This window comes from Vibrio sp. EA2, assembly GCF_033042495.1.
GTDB lineage: Bacteria > Pseudomonadota > Gammaproteobacteria > Enterobacterales > Vibrionaceae > Vibrio.
Genome location: NZ_JAWLID010000025.1, coordinates 1 through 18,355, shown reverse-complemented (window position 1 = coordinate 18,355; position 18,355 = coordinate 1). Strand labels below are relative to the sequence as shown.

Below are 18,355 nucleotides of genomic sequence, written 5' to 3'. Positions count from 1 at the left end.
ATTCAACCATTCGTTATGTTATAACATAACGAATGGTTGAATTGTCAATATAGTTTTCTTTATGAATAAATTTACAAGCGTTGCTTTAGTCGTAGCTGTGCTGTCATTTTCAAGTGCTACATGGTTATCTATGAGGAGTGAGACCGAGCCAGAACCAGAACCGGTTGTAGATCTGATAGCTAATAATCAACATGAGTACAATATACCCATTGATGTGGATTTGGACCCAGCGCCAAAAGAACATCAAATTTACTATACAGTGAAAGCAGGAGACTCACTGAGCAGCATTTTTTCTGAAAAGGGGATCCCTTATAGCGTTCTGCAAGAGGTTCTTTCTGTTGATCAGGACCACTTACATCTTGATATGATTCAGCCCGGTGAGCTCTTAGAGTTAGACTTGGATGATTCAGGGAAGTTAAAAAAGTTAGTGTATAACATGACCTTGGTAGAAAAAGCCATTTATTCGCGGGGGGAGGATGGCTCGTTTTCTTATGAATTTATTGAAGTTCCAGGAGTTTGGCATGACATATTGTTATCAGGTGAGATTCACGGTAGTTTTTCAGAATCAGCGCATAATTTAGGGTTAACTTCTACACAGATTGCGAATATCACTCGTGTACTCAAAGATAAAGTAGATTTTAAACGTAGTCTAAGAGCAGGGGATCGATTTGAGATACTGATTAAAAAGCAGTATTTAGGTGATCATGAAACGGGTAATAGTGAAATAAAGGCAATATCATTTAAACTTGTAAAAGGTGAGGTTGATGCTTTTTTAGCAAGTGATGGACGATTTTATGATCGAGAAGGAAATAGCCTTGAACGTGCCTTTAATCGTTATCCTATGCATAAGCCCTTTAGACGGATTACTTCCCCATTTAATCCTAGACGAAAGCATCCAGTGACTGGAAAAATCACTCCTCACAATGGCACTGATTTCGCAGCACCAGTAGGAACGCCTATATATTCGACGGGAGATGGAAAAGTTATTGCCGTTCGAAGTCACCCTTTTGCTGGGAACTATCTTGTCATCGAACACAATAGCGTCTACAAAACCCGTTATCTTCACTTAAGTAAGTTCTTAGTAAAGAAAGGGCAGTATGTTAAACGAGGACAAAAAATCGCATTGTCTGGGGCTACAGGTCGTGTTACTGGGCCTCATTTGCATTTCGAAGTTCTAGTTCGTAATAGGCCCGTCAATTCAATGAAAGTTGACTTACCAATTGCAACAACAATTCCGATTGATGATAAAGCTTCCTTCTTTGCTAGCATCAGTGAATTCGATTCACTTGTAGCAAAGAGTCATAAAAGCAGTTGACTGTGTATAACGCTTGAGTGTTTTACGAAATTAGTAAACGTTCAGATGTGTTAAAGATAAAGGCTGAGGGAACGAAACATTCCCTCAGCCTTTATGTCACAGTTTTGGTTTAGCGTGATTAAATAAAAATCACTTTAACCGCTAGCGATAATAGAATCATACCTGATATTTTATCAATCATAGATGCTTTAGCTCGGATTCTTTCTATCAATTTGCTACTTGAAAGAATAATCGCTATCAATGTATACCAAAGACCATCTAGTAATGGCGGAATAACTGAAATTATCGTCTTATCTTGTACAGTTTGGGACACTCCAATAAATTGGCTAAATAATGCTATGAAAAACAGTGCTATTTTGGGGTTTAAAATCGATATAGCAAACCCATCTCTTATTGCTTCGAATATGCTACTTTTTTCTCCAGACTTCAGTTTGTCCGCTATTCCCCCTTTTGATAAAAGGGAACGAATACCTAAATAAGCCAAATAAGCAGCGCCTAAATACGTTATGGATTTGAACACAAAAGGTGAATGTTCAAGCACTATGGATAAGCCACTCATCGTCAATATCGCATAAATTAATATGCCTAATGAATGCGACCATGCAGATGCAACCCCGTATAAACGCCCCCCAGAAAGCGAATGCTTAGCTACAACAGCAAGGCTAGGGCCGGGAGACATTGCGCCGAGCAAAGAAATACTTAATAAGGTACTAAAGAATGTTAGTGTCATGATTATCTCCTTTTTAGGTAAGGATAATTAAGCCAGACCATGCAAGGAAATCATAATTAATCATGATTGGTATGATTTAGGGTAATGCTATTATTAATTTGGATCTATTTAGATCCATTACGATAGATGGATAGAATTTTCGCTATCTTGCATTGAAAGTGCAATTTGCTCTCTTAGCCATCTATGGCTAACGTCATTATCAAATTTTGGATGCCAAATTAACCAGTATTTATTGATATCCACATCAAAGGGTAGACTTTTATGCGTTATAGGCGAGAACTTTGATAGGTTTTTAGCGATGTGCAATGGAACAACCATTAAAGCATCAGTTTGTATCAATCGACTGACAGCTGCGGTAAAAAACGGTACCTGAAGGTAAATTTCTCGGTGTAGGTTCAATGAGCTTAACTGCTGATCAACCGTTGAGTCTTTATCTGCTCCTCCTGTAATTTTTATATGAGGGTATGAGAGTAACTCATTCACACTTATATTGTTTTTACTCGATAATGGATGCTGTTTGCGCATTACGAGAACCGAATGGTCGCTGCCTATGAATAGACTTGATACTCCGTTGGGCTTTTCTGGAAGCATTGTTGACGCAATATCGATACCTAACTCATGTAATTGGTCGATATTTACTGGATGCCATAGTTGGTAATTGATTTTCAGTTTTGGGGCTAATAAATTAAGCCTAGAACAAATGTCGGGTAAGACGTATTGAGCAACATAATCACTGGATGAAATGATCAATTCTCCTGACCAGTTTTCAGGTTCAAATGTTATGTCAGATAATAAGTGTTCAAAATCCCCAAAGAATGAGTCTAATTTTGCTTTAAGTATTTCTGCTTTAGGAGTCAGCACAAAATAATTTGAACTGCGCACTAACAAGTCGTCGTTACACATTTCCCTTAACTGAGCTAACTGTCGGCTAACTGCTGATTGGGTGATGTGAAGCCGTTTTGCTGCATTGCTTACATGAGCTTCTTGCAACAGGATATGCAGTGATTTCAATAAATTTAGATTGGTATTTTGAAACATAATTTAGGCGCTTAACCATCCTAACTCTTTGTTTATTATGAGTTATGTACAACTACTGAGCTTGTGCTACCAATATTGATGTTATCATGTAAATAAACATTTAGTATCGAAAGAGATCTGAATCAGTGATTTAAGACATGTTAGATAGTGGTGAACTGTACGAGGCACTGTTCTGTTGTTACTACTAAAACAATTTGACCAGAGTTTTGTCATACTCTCATGAAATTCGTATAGTATCTCTATGGTTCTTTATTTAGGTTCGATATGAGTCGGTTCATCGTTGATACAGCAGCGACAATAGTTTTTTTCACCCTATTAGCGGCTTTTACTGAATATTATATTGCCGGTATGGACTTTGACGAGGTGTTAATCACTCGGCTATTAATGGTGCCAATGATGATTGTGACTGGTCGTCCATATGGATTATGGCGAGACTGGTTGTTCCTCAAGTTACTTCCGTCTGCACCATGGGGTAAAGCAGTCGTTGACTGTATCGCTTTCCTTGCGTTTCAGGTACCCACTTATGCAGTTACTTTGATGATAGCAGGAGCAGATTATAAAGAGATTATCACTCTTCTTATCTCAGCAACGGTGACTATGATAATAATCAGTCGTCCATTTGGACTTTTTCTTGAAACGGTCAGAGTTTGGGCGAGAGTCGCTTAGATGCTTGTTTAAACCTTAGATGAAAGGCGGAATGTCGTGTAGAGCTACAGGTATGTCATTTGGAGAATGGTTGACGGCTGAGCGACTATACTTGGCTCAGGTCTACTTGTATCTACAGATTTGTCTATTGAAAAGATTGTTGTAAAAACAGGGTTTCGCTCAGTTCTCATGTTCAGAGATAAATTTATATAGTGTTATGAAGTGACACCTAATCGATGGAGAAAAACGTTCCACCAATAGCCTTAGATTAATATTCGGCGGTCCAAGTAAACTTTGCCATACATTTCCTCATATCAATTTTGACTGCTAGGGACGCCTGCGTAGCTCACTTTTATCCAAAAATTAGCTTAGAAGTCTGGCTTATTGATTTGTACCGATTATGTATAGAAACAAAAAAAGAATGGGGAGCGTAATTGCTCCCCATTGTCATTTTTTATCGTTGCTGGTGGTATTACTTTTCTGTGATGGCCTCACAGCCTTCAGGAACGGTGATGCTCGCTACGTTCTTACCTTTCTGTTGTGCCTCTTTCATATCCATTTTGTATTGAGTGCATTTGCCCACACTGACGTTGACGGCTCCCGAATCTGCGGATGGATTACCGCCCAGTGTTCCACCAGCAAAGGCGGAGGAGGCAGAGAAAGCTAACGCTGCTGTGATGAGTAGAGAGGATTTTTTCATAGTTGATCCTTACGAGTTGGTTGAGTGTGTTATTTGGGAATTGAAAGTTAGAAGGTGTAGACAAAAGTGCCAGCACTGGAGGTGACTTCGATTTCTTTCACGCTGTCTACGGTGCAGTTGTTGCTGTATCCGGTGTAGGTTTGGCCGAAGTTTAATGAAACGTTTCTTGATAGCTCTGAGGTTGTACCTGCGGGTAATCGGCAGTTGCCACGGTTAATCACTACATTACTTACTACGGTGTTGTCGGTGATGGCTTGCAGGTCAAAGACCAATGTTCCCCAATGAGGGTTAGTTGATATCGACACTTCAATATCTGCCGTTGCTGCTTGAGTTTCTTCTTGGTCGCCGCAAGCGGTGAGCCCAATAAACAGGATGGTCATAGTGGCGTATCGGAGTAGGGTGTTGATTAATGTCATAATGGTGCTCTCCTTATCGGTGAGTGAAATTCAGGGCGCATTGATTCCATCGTGTTCACGCATGAACCGTTCAATATTGAAATCAGTGGGGTAGATAAAAGAAAACGTCGATACACTGGCCTCATCAATCAAAGGCAAAGCTAGGGTGCGTATCTTGTTTTGACCGGTTAAACGAAAGAGCAGCAAGAGCGCGTCACACTGAACTGAGAGTCCCAGAGGTTCAATGAGCGCCTTCTCTTGCTGCAATACTTGGCTAGATATCTTGAGCATACGGTTGTGCAGTAATGCCGTGTGTATCGCATTCAACACTTGCCGTTGCTCGTCACTCCACTCGCGAATAGTGGGCAAAGCCACATGTACTTTTGACAACCATTCTTGCTCTTTTGAATGTGCTGAACCCTTGTGGGACAAGGGTTTGTCTCTCTCCGAGGAGGACCCTTGACCATAATTCAGTGCATCAGGAACTAGTGGTAGTAAGTACTTGTTGGTCAGTTGCCAATAGAGCATTTCCTGTTTGTTGAGTTTCAGTAATTGCTCTGAGGTTTTCCGATAAACATGGGGCATGCTCATCGAATCACACTCCACGTTAAACACTTCCACAATAACTTCATCAAGGTAACGTTTAATGCTGCGCGTGGTGCGGTGGATATCGAGTAGGGCTAACTGCTGCTGCAACTCCCTAACGGTGATCCATCGATGTTGAGGAATAAGCATCAGCGTGTGCAGCAAAGCGGATAACCCTTCAATGCTGGTTTTATTGCTCATGACTACGCTCTCAATACATCAAAGCTCCACACCGGAGTCGGACATTTAATGTCGGGAGAATAGAGGTGGGTCAGACACATAATGTCCAACGGTTAAAATGCAATCAATTCGTTTCATAAAAGTGTGAATTGATTAACATTAACGAGGGTTATGCTTATCACTGAGTTCGGCAATCGCTACCAATAACCCAATCAACAGCACCACCAGAAACCCTAAAGTGGATAGGGCTCCAATGGCACCGAAGAACGGAGAAAGGGAGAACAGCGTGATGAGGGCAGTGACAAGTTTGATGATTTGTAGAAGAAGGGAAGTCATGAGTTATTGCGAGGTGATGGCTATCTCGTTGTAGGAGTCCATATCGACATAGGCCAGAAAGTTATTCTCCCATAGCCGATACAGCTCTTTGGCATCACGGCTACCTTGCATTGGTAGCCAGCCACGATAGGCCACAAAGAACTGTCCAACCCGAAAATCAAAATCCAAGTTGCGCTCTAGCTCTGGGTAGTAGTTTCCCATATAAGCAAAATCGGTGATGTACTCAATGCTCCACGCACCTGCTGCGGTCTGGCAAATCGCCATCTCAACCGGATGGAAGCCGCCTTCTTCCGCGCTGTAACTTTTATCGCGAAAGTTAAACACCAGATAACGGCTGGTGGTCAGTGCTTCATTACTCAGCAAATGAGCGGTGAGTTGTTCACTTAGCAGCTTATGCAGTTTCTTTGACACAGGTAGTAGTGATGCAGTGAAGTTTAATTTGGACATAGTGAGTCCTCCTTGTTTCAGGATTAAAGTAAGAAATAACAGAGTGAGAATTATTGGAATGTACCGACCATCGTCAGTTGCACGTCATCAAAGACGTTTCGAGATAGGTGGCGAGCAAAGGCTTTCATCCATACCGAGAGCAGCTCTTGTACCTCTGGGTGGGATAAATCCGTGCTCCCCACATCGGGTTGATAGCACCAGCGATTAGCAAGGTGAAAGTACAACTCAGGTTCAACGATTGTGCTGTTGTCATCGGGATAAGAGAAGCTGGCAAAGAACACCACCAACCAAGGACTAGAGGCTGACTCACGTTTAAGTTGCACCTCAATGGGATGTAAACCTTGTCGATGTCGGTAGTAACTCATTTGGCGACAGTTCAGCACGAGTCGTTCAGCGTTCTCTGGGAGAGTGTACCGATTCATAAGTGCTTCCAGTGACGTATGTAAAGCGTCATCAATAGAAAGCTCACCGTAGTGTTGCTCAATCATAACCATCCCCTTTCAGCAAATGAAGTGCAGGTATCGCCTGTCACGATATGGTCAAGTACGCGCACATCCACCAGCGCTAAAGCGTCCTTGAGTCTTTCGGTTATGCGTCTATCGGCTTGAGAAGGCTTTGAGTCTCCAGATGGATGGTTATGGGCAAATATCACCGCTGCGGCATTGACTTCCAACACCGCTTTCACCACTTCACGTGGGTAGACGCTGGCCGCATCGACCGTTCCTTGAAACAGCTCTTTAAACTCAATCAGTCGGTTTTGGTTATCCAGTAACAATAAGGCAAACACTTCACGCTCATAGCTGCCTAGCTTACAGCGCACATACTCTTTGGTGGAATCAGGGTTGATTAGAGCATCACCACGCACGTAGCGCGTAGCCAGTATCTCAGCGGCATGCTCTAGGATTTCATTTTCTTGATAGCGTTGCTGCTTTTGGTAATCGGAAGTTTTGGGATTCATTTCGGGCTCCTGTCGGAATCAATGATGAGTATTCACATTGATGACATATGCCTGAAGATTTTTGGATTGAAGGTGATAACGTTTTTACCTAGTGCGTATGTAAAAAATATAATCAATTCAATATCAGTAAAAACATGATGTTGGTTGAATTCTGCTCTCATAGCCCTCATTCTATTTATGGATATATTTTCTTGTTTGTGGTTCCCAATGGTGGAACTTTGTTGATTTTTATTTTTGCTAGTGCAATAATGTTCCCAAATGGAGAACCTTGATGCGTTTGATAGGTATAGAAAGGCTCAACGCCATTAAAGGTATCAGTAACGAAATTGATATCTGGATTTCAGCTTGGGTGGCAGAGATTAACCATGCGAGTTGGAGAAGTGATATGGAATTGATCGATGCTTTTCCAAGAGTTGAGCATGTAGAAGATTTTTCTTATATGTTTCCTATTTTTGGTTATGACCATATAAGCATCAAAGTCACTTTCTGTTTTAACGGAGGTATTGCTGTGATTCATGAAGTGATAAACAAATGAGTAAGTCTCAACCAAGAGTGATTAGAACTCAGGACCAATATCAAGAGTATATGTCTGAAGTTGAGTCACTAATTGTACAAAAATTAACACCTGGTTCCGATGACGCTGAGAGATTGGAATTGCTAACCGTTTTGATTGAAAGCTATGAGTCTTCCAATTATGCAATCGAGCCAGTAGATCCTATTGATGCTATTAAATTTAGAATGGCTGAGAAAGGGTTAAAGCAAATTGATTTAGCTCCGTATTTTGGAACAAAGAGCAGAGTATCAGAGGTGCTTTCAGGTAAACGGCCGTTAACTGTTCCGATGATAAAGGCCTTATCAGTTGGCTTGGGTATAGCTCCTCAAACATTGTTGGGACTAGATACGGATGATAGAGCTGTTACGGAAAATCCGTCTAAAGCCGAGTTCAACTGGTCAAAATTTCCGATTAAAGAAATGCTGTCAAGAGGTTGGATTGAGGATACAGGTGCTAAGGTAAAGAAGAATGTTGAAGAGCAGGTAAAAGACTTTATCAGTAGCCTTGGGGGATCGACCGCGAGCGCATCCTTCAAAAGAACTTTGTCAGGTGATGCTTATTCACCTTTGAGTCAATATAAGCTTTATGCTTGGGTAGCTAGAGTTATACAGAAAGCTCGCACTCGAAACCTAGAGTATCCATTCGACGCTAGCGTTTTAGGAAAAGAATTTTTAAAGGATTTAGCGCATTTAAGCTGGTCTGAATATGGTCCATTACTCGCGGTAGAATATCTAGAGAAGAATGGTATTTGTGTTGTTATTGAGCCGGCTTTAAAAGGCACTTCGGTGGATGGTGCAGCACTAAAAGATGCTGATGGCAGGCCTATAATTGCTCTGTCACTACGACAAGATAGGCTGGATAACTTTTGGTTTACCTTGCTTCACGAAGTTGTACATATCTGGAAGCATGTCGACCTAGATAAAACATTTGTAGATGATTTAGAAAATCATACCGAGAGTAAAGATAAGCTCGAAGCTGAGGCGAATAGATATGCCAGAGATACTTTCATTCCGAGAGTTGTTTGGAAGCGGAGTAAAGCATACCTAAATCCGAGTAGTGCAACTATCGATGCTTTGTCTAGAGAATTGAACATTCATCCAGCCATCATCGCTGGAAGGTTAAGACGAGAATCTGGCAAATATAATCAGTTCTCTGAATTGGTTGGTTACGGGGAGGTTAGAAAGCACTTCCCTTCTAAATATTGGTAAGTGAGGCGAGTTATGGCTCCTAAGTACGTTCCTATTTTAAAAGCGAAAAAAGGCGAGTTTGATGCATATAAGAATTTGCCTCGCACAGTTCAACTACACACTCTACCTGTATTTGAACTTCCGACTCTAACAAGTAAAATGTTAGAAACAACGTACTTAGGGGTTAGTAATCCTAGAGAGCAGTTTATAAACAAATGTGCTGTAGGCTTAAGCTCTTCTATCTCAGTACCTACTATTGGCGTCGATATCCATTCATGGGCACCAGACTCTACAATTGAGAATGGCGAGCACGTATTGTCAGTCTTCACTAGTTGCCTTTCTAACGAAGGATGTGAAGTTTTACCTGTTATCGGGTATGACCGGTGGGAAGATGTAGAATACTCTACAGTATTACAGCTTCTTGCTCAGTCAAAGGATCGTTTTATTCTTCGTTTGGATTCATATGCCTTTGAAGATATGGTCGAGGAAGAGCCGTTTTTAGACACTATCGAAGATATCGTCTCGTCTATGGGGTTAGACACCCGTAAGTGCTCTGTGATTCTAGACTTTGGAGATGTTTCAAAAGATACAATAGTTGATATTCAAGAGCAGGTAGATACGGCATTATCACTTCTTGAAGACTATCAGTTTAGCTTTGTATCTATCGCTGGTTGTTCAATTACTTCTGATATTAACGGAATGGTGCCTAAGAAAAATTCTACAGGTATCGTTGTAAGAAAAGAATTCAAAGTATGGAAGTCAGTACGATCATTTAACCCAAGTATGAAGTTTGTGTTCGGTGACTATGGTATAGCCAATCCAAATGTTGGTGATGAGACTATTGCACCAGATGCCAATGGGAAAATCAGATACACCATAGAGGATAGTTACTTTGTCGTTCGAGGTTATTCTAGAAGACAAGGAGAGAAAGGCGCACAAATGCATGGGCTATGTAAATCTCTAGTTGGTTCTGGCTATTTCTGTGGTTCAGAATTCAGCTGGGGAGATATGATGATCGAAAAATGTGCCAATTATGGAATGGTAAAAGGGAAAGTTTTTGTGGGTAACCCCACTAGCTGGGTTGCGATTGATACCGCGCACCATATGACTTATGTGACTCAAGAAGTGGTTGAGTTTGAAAAAACAGTTTCTACAGCCATTCATCTTCGTTCTATTAAGACTGGTCGTTAAGAACTTTTTAGTACTACATGTTCTGAACTCACCTTAGTGAATGAACTATAGCAAGAATGAGGATGCGATTATGCATCCTCTTTTTTATTTTATCGTCAGAGATCTCGAATTAGTCTTTCACAAGAGAGGAGCGGAACAAGTACTTTGTTTATGAGCTTAGTGATCCAAAATTGTCACAATCAGGTCGCTTAATTTTGCGAACGAGCATCTAACTGTGAATAAAATTACTGTCTTTAAATACAGCAATGGTTTACACTTTTGATGTTGCATCGACTGGATTATGTAAACTATTTAGACGAAATTGGAATAAGAAGATGAAAGCATATCACACATACAGTGCTGTAGACGTTGCATGGAGCTTGCTTAAGCATGCGAAAGAGCAAGGTAAATGCTTCTCCAATTTGCAGCTACAAAAACTTACCTATGTTTGCCACGGTTTATCATTGGCACACTTCCAGCGTCCTCTTGTTGTGGATGACGTATTTGCTTGGAAATTTGGTCCCGTAGTCCCTTCTGTCTATTTTCGCTTTAAATCGTATGGCAGTAACGTGATCACCGAACAATGTGATGTGGTGTTAGATCATGAAAGTGAATCTATTGTCAAAGATGTAGTATCACAACTGGGACATTTAACAGGCCCGCAGCTTGTAGATCTGACTCACCGTGAGGGCAGTCCATGGCATCAAGTATGGGATGGCACACATCAAAAAGTGATTCCTGACCATTTGATTCAAGCTCATTACACTCAGATCAAACAATCAGGGCGAACAGCTAGCCTGTGAGTGATAAAGAAAAACGTGTCGTCAGTTTTCAAATTGACGACACTCCCACCGCCGAACAGGCATCAAAAAACTTCCAAGACGACTATGAGCTGTGCTTCCAAGATTTTCTTGAAAGAACGGTTGATGAAAGTGCCGCTGAAGATTTCTCATACTCCAATAACGGAGTTAAGAAAGCAGGGCGGCGACTACGCAAAAAAGAAGGCGATCTAAAATCCGCGACTGCGACCATCCAGCAGTTTCGTGCCGCCCATGAAAAACCACTGAATACTATCGCCTACCTTGTTGGTCGATGTTGTCGAGAGCTTGGGATAGATGTTAAACCAGTGACACGACTGAAGCGTTTAGAAACCATAGTAGATAAGCTACAGCGTAAATCTCTTGATGGTGAAACTACGAATGCGACCTGTGTAACCAATATGAACGATATTGGTGGTTGTCGGGCAATTTTCCCTGATCTTGAATCGTTGGAGAAAGCAAAAGAGCGTCTGCAAGTTACCGTAGAAAAAGTAGGTCGAATTAAGATCAAGGACATTGATGACTACATCACTAATCCTAAACCTAATGACTGCGGATACCGAAGTTTGCATGTTATATATCGTTATGACCATGCCAGCGGAAAAAGTTTTAATATAGAAGCTCAGCTACGTACTCGTCTTCAGCATCTTTGGGCGACAACGGTAGAAATCGTCGATATTTTGGAAGGTACTAAGATTAAGACGCATTCCCATAGCCCAGATGAAGACAAAGAAAAGTTGCAGGTTCAGTGGGAAGAGCTACTTTCCATCATGAGTCAGTATATTGCTGACGCTGAAGGTGCTATAGAGTTAAGCAATGACAATAGGACTCAGTTTTCAAATAGACTGATTGAATTAAATCGTGAAATCAATGCATTGAGTCGGTTGAGAAGCTTTAAAATCTTATCTGAAAAAGTTGAAGGCTGTCGTGATGGCTCAATAGAACATGTTCTGTTAGTTATTGACGAAACTTCATTAGAAATGATTTTTAGTGAAGAGTTTGAGAATTATACCCAAGCTATCTCGGTTTATAACGCAGCTGAGAAAATGACTCGTAGTCATGCGAGATTAAACACCCTTCTTATATCTACGAAAAATATGGGGCAACTATCAGAAGCATACCCCAACTATTTAGGTGACTGCGCTTCATTCATCACTCTGCTTGAAGACGCTATGCAATCGGGCCAGAATTAAAACATATCCTGTCTTTTTATTCGCGATAGCTGTATTGCCTCATATCACAATTGGTCGAACGTACTGGTTTTTGCCTTCAATGAAGGGGAAAGCTAATTTTTTGTTTTAGGCTGAAAATCTTTATCAAACTTACAACTAGATGACAAAGAACTTTATGTTATGGCGTGAAGTCGGTTTTTAATGTTGCCGTACCCCACGCCGTACCCAGGTTGATTTTTATTGAATATATAACTCGTCAAATGCCTTGTTTAATGCGTTCTAGCATCACACCCGCTTCCATATGGTGGGTATATGGGAACTGATCGAACAGAGCAAAACGCGTTACTTTGTGGGTTTCGCTCAATATGTCCAAGTTCTCTTTTAGTGTTTCAGGGTTGCATGAGATGTACATGATACGCTCGTAACCTTGCACCATCTTGCAGGTGTCCACATCCATACCTGAACGCGGTGGATCAACGAAAATCGTGTTGCAGTTGTAGCTCTTCAAATCCACGCCAGCATCTTGCAAGCGGCGGAACTCACGTTTACCTTCGATTGCCTGAGTAAACTCTTCTGCTGAAAGACGCAGGATTTGTACGTTATCAATCTCATTCGCTGCGATATTGTATTGAGCAGATACCACAGAAGGCTTCGCCAGTTCGGTTGCCAAAACGCGGTCGAAGTTTTGTGCCAACGCCAGCGAGAAGTTACCGTTACCACAGTAAAGCTCTAATAGGTCGCCAGTGCTGTCTTGAGTGCAGTCTACCGCCCATTCCAGCATCTTCTCTGCCACTTTACCGTTTGGTTGTGTAAAGCTGTTTTCTACTTGTTGGTAAATGTACGACTGACCGTTCACATCTAATTTCTCGATGACATAGTCTTGATCGAGGACGATTTTCATCTTGCGTGCGCGACCGATGATGTTGAGGTTAAAGCCTTCATCATTCAGACGTTGTTTCATCGCTTTCGCATTTTCAATCCACTCATCATCCAACTGGCGATGGTAAAGCAGAGAAACCAGTATCTCACCGCTAAGTGTGGAGAGAAAATCCACCTGGAATAATTTACGACGCAGGGAGTCGTTGTCTTTCATCGCTTCAATCAGTAGTGGCATCAAGTCATTAATCAAACGGCTTGCTGCTGGAAATTGGTCTACGCGGTATTTTTCACGAGTTTCCTGATTGAACATGATGTAGTAAAGGTCTTCACCCTCATGCCAAACACGGAACTCAGCACGCATACGGTAGTGCTGCTCTGGTGATTCAAACACTTCCAGCTCTGGCACGTTGTATGGCGTGAACATATCAGTGAGACGTTCAACTTTTTCCGCCAGTTGTTCTTGGTAGTGTTGTGGGTTTACATCAAGAGTAGCCATGATCTTACCTTTTATGGTGCATTCAATTTAAGAGCGCAGATTTTATTCAATCTCAACAGTATGTCCAGTTTTGTACCGGAATTGATTTAAAGATAGTGTGTATAGGTAAAGGAGAAAGTAAAAATAATCAAAACGTTACAATTTATAAGGGCAATATTGGCTGGACAAATAATCAATAGCTGAATAAGATCTGCCACAAGCTGGTGCTATCTAGCAATCTAGATGGCTGAAATGGGAATCTGGTGGAATTCCAGAACTGACGCGCAGCGGTAAAAGAGAACGAAAGCTTATATAAGACACTGCATTGGTTGATGTGGGAAGTCGAGCGAGTAGGAGGGTAAAACCAGGCTCTTAAGTCCGAATACCTGCCAGCAACTGAGCCACAGCACTGGACTGCCATTAAATGGCAGGGCTCGGAAGGAATTACGCGATTTAGGACAATATAATGAAAAAATCCGCATTGGCGATCACTCTGGCATCGCTGCTTTCACCTGTCTCTTATCTACAGGCCCAAGAAACCTCCGCTGACGAAACGATGGTTGTTACCGCTAACCGATTTGAACAAAGCACTGAAAGTGTTGTCGCTCAAGTTGAAGTAGTGACACGCCAAGATATAGCTCGTATTCAAGCTAAGTCATTAACAGACGTGTTTAGAAGGTTAACGGGTATCCAAGTTTCACAAAATGGAGGCCGAGGACAGCAAGCTTCGATCTATGTTAGAGGAGCTGAGTCAGATCAAGTTCTAGTTCTAATTGATGGTATTCGTTTTGCTCGAGCAGCAAAAGGTGGAGTCGATTTTAGTCAGTTACCAATTACATTTGTCGATAGAGTAGAATACGTTCGTGGTGCTCGCGCTGCTATGTATGGTTCTGAAGCTATTGGTGGTGTCATTAATATCATTACAGTTGCAAACTCTGACAATGAAAGAACAGCGTTAAGTGCTGGACTAGGAAGCATGGATTATGAAGAGCTTAGTTTTGTTAGTGGTACTAAGGTTGGTGAAAATGGTCATTTGAACATCTCCGTTGGTTATGACTCTGATGAGGGGTACAACGTTCACCCTATGCCTGGAATAAACGATGGTGATCGCCATGGTTTTGAATCTCGTAACGTACTCGTTGGCTATGTCCATGATTTTGATCAGCAATGGAGTGGCTTCGCGAATTTCCGCATGTTTGAGAATATTTCTCAATATGATGGATCGTATGTTGATTATTTTACGGGAGCACCTATCTACTCTTACAAAGAAGCTGAAGTTCAAAACTCTACCTTTGCGGTGGGAGCTAAATTTAGTGGCAATGAACTTAAGTCAGATTTTCTAGTTAACTATCAAAATCAAGATAACTGGGATTATGAGCAGTCATCGGGTAAAAACTCAGCATTTGCAACATCTGATGAGCTTGAGCAACTCAACGTTCAATGGGTGAATTCATACAAAGTTACTTCAGCACTGACACTAAGTGGTGGTGTTGATTGGCGAGATGAGGCTTACATAGTGAAGCCTTCGAATACAGAATATGACAGAACCAATGTTGCATATTTTGCAGCAGTAAATGCCGATGCGGATAAAGTGTTTGGTGAGCTGAGTCTTCGTCTTGATGATAATGAACAGTTTGGTACGGAGACAACTTACAATACAGGCTTAGGCTATCGTTTTTCGGAATGGCTTATTGTTAAGGCCGCTTATGGCACTTCTTTCAAGGCTCCTAACTTGTATCAACTATATAGTTCGTATGGTAACGAGCAGTTAGAAGCGGAAAAAGCTGATTCGGTAGAGCTGACTTTTAGTGGCTTATTTGACGGTGTTGATTGGTCGGTTACTGGATATGATACGAACGTTGAAGATCTAATTGACTACAACTTCGCGACTAGCAAGTACTACAACACGGATGGTGCAAGCCAATTACGTGGTGTGGAAATGGTTGTTGGATTTGATACTAGCTTTATTAACCACCAAGTCAGCGCTAATTTCCAAGATCCTGAAGATCAATCTGGTGAGCAACTGATACGCCGTGCTAAGAAAATTTACAAGTATAATGCGGTTGCTAGTGTCAATGACGTTGATGTTTCGTTGGGTTACCAATATGTAGGTGAGCGACCAGGTTTATCTGAAGATCTTACAGCGTATAGTTTGTTTGATGTTTCAGTTAACTATTATGCGAATGAAAACCTTACTTTAAATGGTCGAGTTGATAACTTGACTGATGAAGAGTATGAGACTGCTGGTGGGTATACATCTCCAGAACGTACATATTATGTGAATGCTACTTACCAATTCTAATCACCTTAAACCGCCTTCGGGCGGTTTTTGCTTTCTTTACTCTGTATGGAGACATCATGAGTACACCTAAACGAGTCGTGATCAGTTGGTCGAGCGGTAAAGATTCCACATTGACGTTAGAAAGGTTGCAACAAGACCCAAACTACGAAGTGGTTGGGCTCTACACAACTTATGTCGACGATGAAGTTCCCTTTCAGGCGACACCTCTTGAAGTTGTGCAGATGCAGGCTGACTTACTTGGCCTTCCATTGCTCACCATTGAGTTGCCAGCCGTTTTCCCAAGTAATGACATCTACCAATCTACGATTGTCACCGCATTGGCAGAGAGTGAGTTAAATATACAAGCTGTCGCTTTCGGTGACATGTTTTGCAATGGTATTGCCGATTATCGACGTAGTTATATAGAGCCTGCTGGCTGGGAATGTGTATTCCCTCTGTTAGGGGAGAGCAGCAAGAGTCTGGCTTTGGAAATTATCGAGCGTGGTATTAAAACGATGCTGATCACCACTGATGGAGAAGCCTTGTCATCAGATTGGTGTGGGCGTTGGTATGACAAATCGTTGGTTGATTCGCTACCTAGCCATGTTGATCCGTGTGGAGAAAATGGCGAGTTTCATACCTTGGTGACATCTGCCCCTTCATTTCAAGGTCATCTAGAACTGTTTAAGCTAGAGGTCGAGATAGGGGAAAGGTTTAGTCATCAAAGATACTGCGCCAAATCATTGCCAAAACAAATCTAACCAGTATGATCGCAGCGTTTGTATTGCTTAGGTATGACTCGTGCGAGTAGCGAATAAGAAAAAGGTTCTGGTGTTTGACTCTGGTGTTGGAGGTCTTTCTGTATTTAAAGAAATACATCGCCTTTTACCACAACTGGATTACCTTTATTTATTCGACAATCAAGCTTACCCATACGGAGAACTCGAACAGAGTGTTCTTATCTCACGGGTCAACCAATACGTTTCGATGCTGGTTAATGCCTATCAGGTCGATATCGTTGTTATTGCGTGTAACACCGCCAGCACCATCGTGCTTCCCTCATTACGTAAAAAGCTTTCTATTCCGGTTGTTGGGGTAGTGCCAGCGATCAAGCCTGCGTCATTACTTGCTTCTCAAGGCGTCGGTCTTATTGCTACTCCTGCTACGGTGACGCGACAATATACACACCGATTGATTCGTGACTATGCTCAGGGAAAATCGGTCGAGCTATTGGGTTCCACCCGCCTGGTCGATATAGCGGAAGAAAAGTTGCGTGGTAAAGATGTTTGTATTGACGAATTAAAAGGAATTTTAGAACCGCTGCGCAACAAAGTGGATGTTGCTGTATTAGGTTGTACTCACTTTCCACTTATCAAACAAGAAATCTATCAAGCCCTCGATGGCAAAGTGACCTTAGTTGATTCAGGTGAAGCGATAGCGCGTCGAGTGAATACGCTACTGTGTTGTGGTCAGAGTATGGATACTGGAGAAGAGGGAACTAAGCGAATTTTTGCCAGTGCACCTCCTTGGCAAGAAGATGCACTGAATGTGTGTTTGGCGAAGTTAGGTTTTAGTCCTGTTCAGGTTTATCGCCTTCCGGATGTTTTGGATCGTTAGCAATACGCACTTTAAGCGTACGCTCCATATATAGCTTTTCATTTAACTTGGCGATGGCTGGCTTAGCATCGGCAGCTGCCATCACAACAAATCCAAATCCTCTTCTTTTTCCAGTTCGTTTATCTTTCATTAAACGAACTGCATAGACTTGTCCATATTCCGCAAATAAATCGCGAACGTGACTCTCATTTGCTTTATAGGGTAGGTTTCCGACATACAAGGTTTTCGTTGATGGGTCAGAGTCGGTTGATTGATCAATTGGTGTCTGGCTAGAAAATGAAAACAGAAAAGCAGTAGCGACAACACCGATAAGAAAGCTCAGTACGGGTGAAATGGCGAATTGAGAGAATATCACTCCCCCAATGACGGCCAACCCGGCACATAAAATCAGATTTTTTTTAGACGTCATTTTGATTACTACACATAGGTGATAAAGAGATTGTTTGCCTATTAACATAATAGACACATGAATCTTACGTATATGGTTGGTGTTTTTCCAACCAATTGCTGTGATATGTCTCAAATGTGTCGAAGAAATATGCGAATTTCACCGTTTTGGTTAATAACTGACCACTTAAAAGTTTTTTTAGAAAAAAGAGTTGCGCTCCTCAAACATCTCCCTATAATGCCGCCTCACCGACACGGAGTGCGACGACAGTCACACAGCGAGTTGGAAAGAGAGAAAAAAGAAATTTGAAAAAACGCTTGACTCTCTCACGGTGCGGAGTAAGATACGCACCCCTAACGACGAGCAACCAAGTTGCTGAGAAAGTTAGAAAAGCTCTTTAAAAATAAGAACCTATCAATCTGTGTGGGCACTCGTTGATGATAATCCAAATTAGATACCTCGGTATCAAATTAGATTTCAATGAAC

Annotated in this window: 21 protein-coding genes and 1 riboswitch; of the genes, 10 read left to right on the top strand and 11 right to left on the bottom strand. The window is 41.7% G+C overall.

The features are described from left to right. The first annotated feature begins 61 nt into the window (after nucleotides 1–61). Nucleotides 62–1,315, top strand: a complete 1,254-nt coding sequence (locus RXX31_RS23530) for a peptidoglycan DD-metalloendopeptidase family protein (RefSeq protein ID WP_317592053.1) — start codon at nucleotides 62–64, stop codon at nucleotides 1,313–1,315. 118 nt (nucleotides 1,316–1,433) lie between these two features. Here the strand turns inward: RXX31_RS23530 and RXX31_RS23525 are convergent, their stop codons facing one another. Then, the gene (locus RXX31_RS23525; RefSeq protein ID WP_317592052.1) at nucleotides 1,434–2,045 is read right to left on the bottom strand and encodes a LysE family translocator; all 612 of its coding nucleotides are present in this window, start codon (nucleotides 2,043–2,045) and stop codon (nucleotides 1,434–1,436) included. 117 nt (nucleotides 2,046–2,162) lie between these two features. Beyond that, nucleotides 2,163–3,083, bottom strand: coding sequence for a LysR family transcriptional regulator (locus RXX31_RS23520; protein WP_317592051.1), 921 nt, complete (start codon nucleotides 3,081–3,083; stop codon nucleotides 2,163–2,165). Between the two features lie 264 nt (nucleotides 3,084–3,347). On the opposite strand from RXX31_RS23520, the gene alaE reads away from it, so the two are divergent. After that, on the top strand, nucleotides 3,348–3,749 hold the full coding sequence (alaE, locus tag RXX31_RS23515) for an L-alanine exporter AlaE (RefSeq protein ID WP_317592050.1): 402 nt from the start codon (nucleotides 3,348–3,350) through the stop codon (nucleotides 3,747–3,749). Between the two features lie 451 nt (nucleotides 3,750–4,200). Here the strand turns inward: alaE and RXX31_RS23510 are convergent, their stop codons facing one another. The 7 genes from RXX31_RS23510 to radC form a co-directional block, all read right to left on the bottom strand. Continuing rightward, nucleotides 4,201–4,428 carry a hypothetical protein gene (locus RXX31_RS23510; RefSeq protein WP_317592049.1) on the bottom strand — a complete coding sequence of 76 codons (228 nt, stop codon included), beginning with the start codon at nucleotides 4,426–4,428 and terminating at the stop codon, nucleotides 4,201–4,203. 47 nt (nucleotides 4,429–4,475) lie between these two features. Then, entirely contained in the window at nucleotides 4,476–4,844 is a 369-nt protein-coding gene (locus RXX31_RS23505; RefSeq protein ID WP_317592048.1) for a hypothetical protein, read from the bottom strand. Between the two features lie 30 nt (nucleotides 4,845–4,874). Continuing rightward, entirely contained in the window at nucleotides 4,875–5,609 is a 735-nt protein-coding gene (locus RXX31_RS23500) for a WYL domain-containing protein (RefSeq protein ID WP_317592047.1), read from the bottom strand. A gap of 138 nt (nucleotides 5,610–5,747) precedes the next feature. Continuing rightward, entirely contained in the window at nucleotides 5,748–5,924 is a 177-nt protein-coding gene (locus RXX31_RS23495; protein ID WP_104966012.1) for a hypothetical protein, read from the bottom strand. Nucleotides 5,925–5,927: 3 nt separating this feature from the next. Next, a complete protein-coding gene (locus tag RXX31_RS23490) occupies nucleotides 5,928–6,371 on the bottom strand; it encodes a DUF2787 domain-containing protein (protein WP_317592046.1) in 444 nt (147 codons plus the stop codon). 50 nt (nucleotides 6,372–6,421) lie between these two features. Beyond that, nucleotides 6,422–6,859 (bottom strand): DUF2787 domain-containing protein, encoded by a 438-nt coding sequence (locus tag RXX31_RS23485; protein WP_317592045.1) that lies wholly within the window; start codon nucleotides 6,857–6,859, stop codon nucleotides 6,422–6,424. Beyond that, on the bottom strand, nucleotides 6,856–7,329 hold the full coding sequence (gene radC, locus RXX31_RS23480) for a RadC family protein (RefSeq protein ID WP_317592044.1): 474 nt from the start codon (nucleotides 7,327–7,329) through the stop codon (nucleotides 6,856–6,858). The genes RXX31_RS23485 and radC overlap by 4 nt, the downstream gene beginning before the upstream one ends. Nucleotides 7,330–7,600: 271 nt before the next feature. Here radC and RXX31_RS23475 point away from each other — a divergent pair, with 271 nt between their 5' ends. From RXX31_RS23475 to RXX31_RS23455, 5 genes are all read left to right on the top strand, one after another. Further along, on the top strand, nucleotides 7,601–7,864 hold the full coding sequence (locus tag RXX31_RS23475; protein ID WP_029809305.1) for a hypothetical protein: 264 nt from the start codon (nucleotides 7,601–7,603) through the stop codon (nucleotides 7,862–7,864). Then, entirely contained in the window at nucleotides 7,861–9,090 is a 1,230-nt protein-coding gene (locus tag RXX31_RS23470; RefSeq protein ID WP_029809306.1) for an ImmA/IrrE family metallo-endopeptidase, read from the top strand. The genes RXX31_RS23475 and RXX31_RS23470 overlap by 4 nt, the downstream gene beginning before the upstream one ends. Nucleotides 9,091–9,102: 12 nt before the next feature. Then, nucleotides 9,103–10,260, top strand: coding sequence for a beta family protein (locus RXX31_RS23465; protein ID WP_317592042.1), 1,158 nt, complete (start codon nucleotides 9,103–9,105; stop codon nucleotides 10,258–10,260). Between the two features lie 314 nt (nucleotides 10,261–10,574). Next, nucleotides 10,575–11,042, top strand: coding sequence for a Panacea domain-containing protein (locus RXX31_RS23460; RefSeq protein WP_000649312.1), 468 nt, complete (start codon nucleotides 10,575–10,577; stop codon nucleotides 11,040–11,042). Further along, nucleotides 11,039–12,250, top strand: a complete 1,212-nt coding sequence (locus RXX31_RS23455) for a RelA/SpoT domain-containing protein (RefSeq protein ID WP_001280596.1) — start codon at nucleotides 11,039–11,041, stop codon at nucleotides 12,248–12,250. Before RXX31_RS23460 ends, RXX31_RS23455 begins: the two co-directional genes overlap by 4 nt. Before the next feature lie 235 nt (nucleotides 12,251–12,485). Here the strand turns inward: RXX31_RS23455 and trmA are convergent, their stop codons facing one another. Then, nucleotides 12,486–13,604: a tRNA (uridine(54)-C5)-methyltransferase TrmA gene (gene trmA, locus RXX31_RS23450; protein WP_317592041.1), complete on the bottom strand. Its 1,119-nt coding sequence runs from the start codon at nucleotides 13,602–13,604 to the stop codon at nucleotides 12,486–12,488. A gap of 184 nt (nucleotides 13,605–13,788) precedes the next feature. Next, nucleotides 13,789–13,992: riboswitch (cobalamin riboswitch) on the top strand. A gap of 57 nt (nucleotides 13,993–14,049) precedes the next feature. Here trmA and btuB point away from each other — a divergent pair. Genes btuB through murI form a run of 3 tightly spaced genes read left to right on the top strand, consistent with a single transcriptional unit; the run spans nucleotide 14,050 to nucleotide 17,481 of the window. After that, on the top strand, nucleotides 14,050–15,885 hold the full coding sequence (btuB, locus tag RXX31_RS23445) for a TonB-dependent vitamin B12 receptor (RefSeq protein WP_317592040.1): 1,836 nt from the start codon (nucleotides 14,050–14,052) through the stop codon (nucleotides 15,883–15,885). A 56-nt stretch (nucleotides 15,886–15,941) separates the two neighbouring features. Further along, nucleotides 15,942–16,625 carry an ATPase gene (locus RXX31_RS23440; RefSeq protein WP_317592039.1) on the top strand — a complete coding sequence of 228 codons (684 nt, stop codon included), beginning with the start codon at nucleotides 15,942–15,944 and terminating at the stop codon, nucleotides 16,623–16,625. A gap of 40 nt (nucleotides 16,626–16,665) precedes the next feature. Next, a complete protein-coding gene (murI, locus tag RXX31_RS23435; RefSeq protein ID WP_317592038.1) occupies nucleotides 16,666–17,481 on the top strand; it encodes a glutamate racemase in 816 nt (271 codons plus the stop codon). On the opposite strand, the gene RXX31_RS23430 is transcribed toward murI, so the two are convergent. Further along, entirely contained in the window at nucleotides 17,435–17,890 is a 456-nt protein-coding gene (locus tag RXX31_RS23430; RefSeq protein ID WP_317592037.1) for an RNA-binding protein, read from the bottom strand. The genes murI and RXX31_RS23430 overlap by 47 nt on opposite strands. Nucleotides 17,891–18,355: the final 465 nt, after the last annotated feature.

Excerpts from the sequence above, each read along its gene's own strand:
- RXX31_RS23500 (WP_317592047.1), bottom strand. The coding sequence starts at position 5,609 with ATGAGCAATAAAACCAGCATTGAAGGGTTATCCGCTTTGCTGCACACG.
- RXX31_RS23505 (WP_317592048.1), bottom strand. The coding sequence starts at position 4,844 with ATGACATTAATCAACACCCTACTCCGATACGCCACTATGACCATCCTG.
- RXX31_RS23440 (WP_317592039.1), top strand. The coding sequence starts at position 15,942 with ATGAGTACACCTAAACGAGTCGTGATCAGTTGGTCGAGCGGTAAAGAT.
- RXX31_RS23475 (WP_029809305.1), top strand. The coding sequence starts at position 7,601 with ATGCGTTTGATAGGTATAGAAAGGCTCAACGCCATTAAAGGTATCAGT.
- RXX31_RS23430 (WP_317592037.1), bottom strand. The coding sequence starts at position 17,890 with ATGACGTCTAAAAAAAATCTGATTTTATGTGCCGGGTTGGCCGTCATT.
- alaE (WP_317592050.1), top strand. The coding sequence starts at position 3,348 with ATGAGTCGGTTCATCGTTGATACAGCAGCGACAATAGTTTTTTTCACC.
- RXX31_RS23490 (WP_317592046.1), bottom strand. The coding sequence starts at position 6,371 with ATGTCCAAATTAAACTTCACTGCATCACTACTACCTGTGTCAAAGAAA.
- RXX31_RS23460 (WP_000649312.1), top strand. The coding sequence starts at position 10,575 with ATGAAAGCATATCACACATACAGTGCTGTAGACGTTGCATGGAGCTTG.
- RXX31_RS23510 (WP_317592049.1), bottom strand. The coding sequence starts at position 4,428 with ATGAAAAAATCCTCTCTACTCATCACAGCAGCGTTAGCTTTCTCTGCC.
- RXX31_RS23525 (WP_317592052.1), bottom strand. The coding sequence starts at position 2,045 with ATGACACTAACATTCTTTAGTACCTTATTAAGTATTTCTTTGCTCGGC.
- RXX31_RS23495 (WP_104966012.1), bottom strand. The coding sequence starts at position 5,924 with ATGACTTCCCTTCTTCTACAAATCATCAAACTTGTCACTGCCCTCATC.
- btuB (WP_317592040.1), top strand. The coding sequence starts at position 14,050 with ATGAAAAAATCCGCATTGGCGATCACTCTGGCATCGCTGCTTTCACCT.
- RXX31_RS23465 (WP_317592042.1), top strand. The coding sequence starts at position 9,103 with ATGGCTCCTAAGTACGTTCCTATTTTAAAAGCGAAAAAAGGCGAGTTT.
- trmA (WP_317592041.1), bottom strand. The coding sequence starts at position 13,604 with ATGGCTACTCTTGATGTAAACCCACAACACTACCAAGAACAACTGGCG.
- RXX31_RS23470 (WP_029809306.1), top strand. The coding sequence starts at position 7,861 with ATGAGTAAGTCTCAACCAAGAGTGATTAGAACTCAGGACCAATATCAA.
- radC (WP_317592044.1), bottom strand. The coding sequence starts at position 7,329 with ATGAATCCCAAAACTTCCGATTACCAAAAGCAGCAACGCTATCAAGAA.
- RXX31_RS23530 (WP_317592053.1), top strand. The coding sequence starts at position 62 with ATGAATAAATTTACAAGCGTTGCTTTAGTCGTAGCTGTGCTGTCATTT.
- RXX31_RS23485 (WP_317592045.1), bottom strand. The coding sequence starts at position 6,859 with ATGATTGAGCAACACTACGGTGAGCTTTCTATTGATGACGCTTTACAT.
- RXX31_RS23520 (WP_317592051.1), bottom strand. The coding sequence starts at position 3,083 with ATGTTTCAAAATACCAATCTAAATTTATTGAAATCACTGCATATCCTG.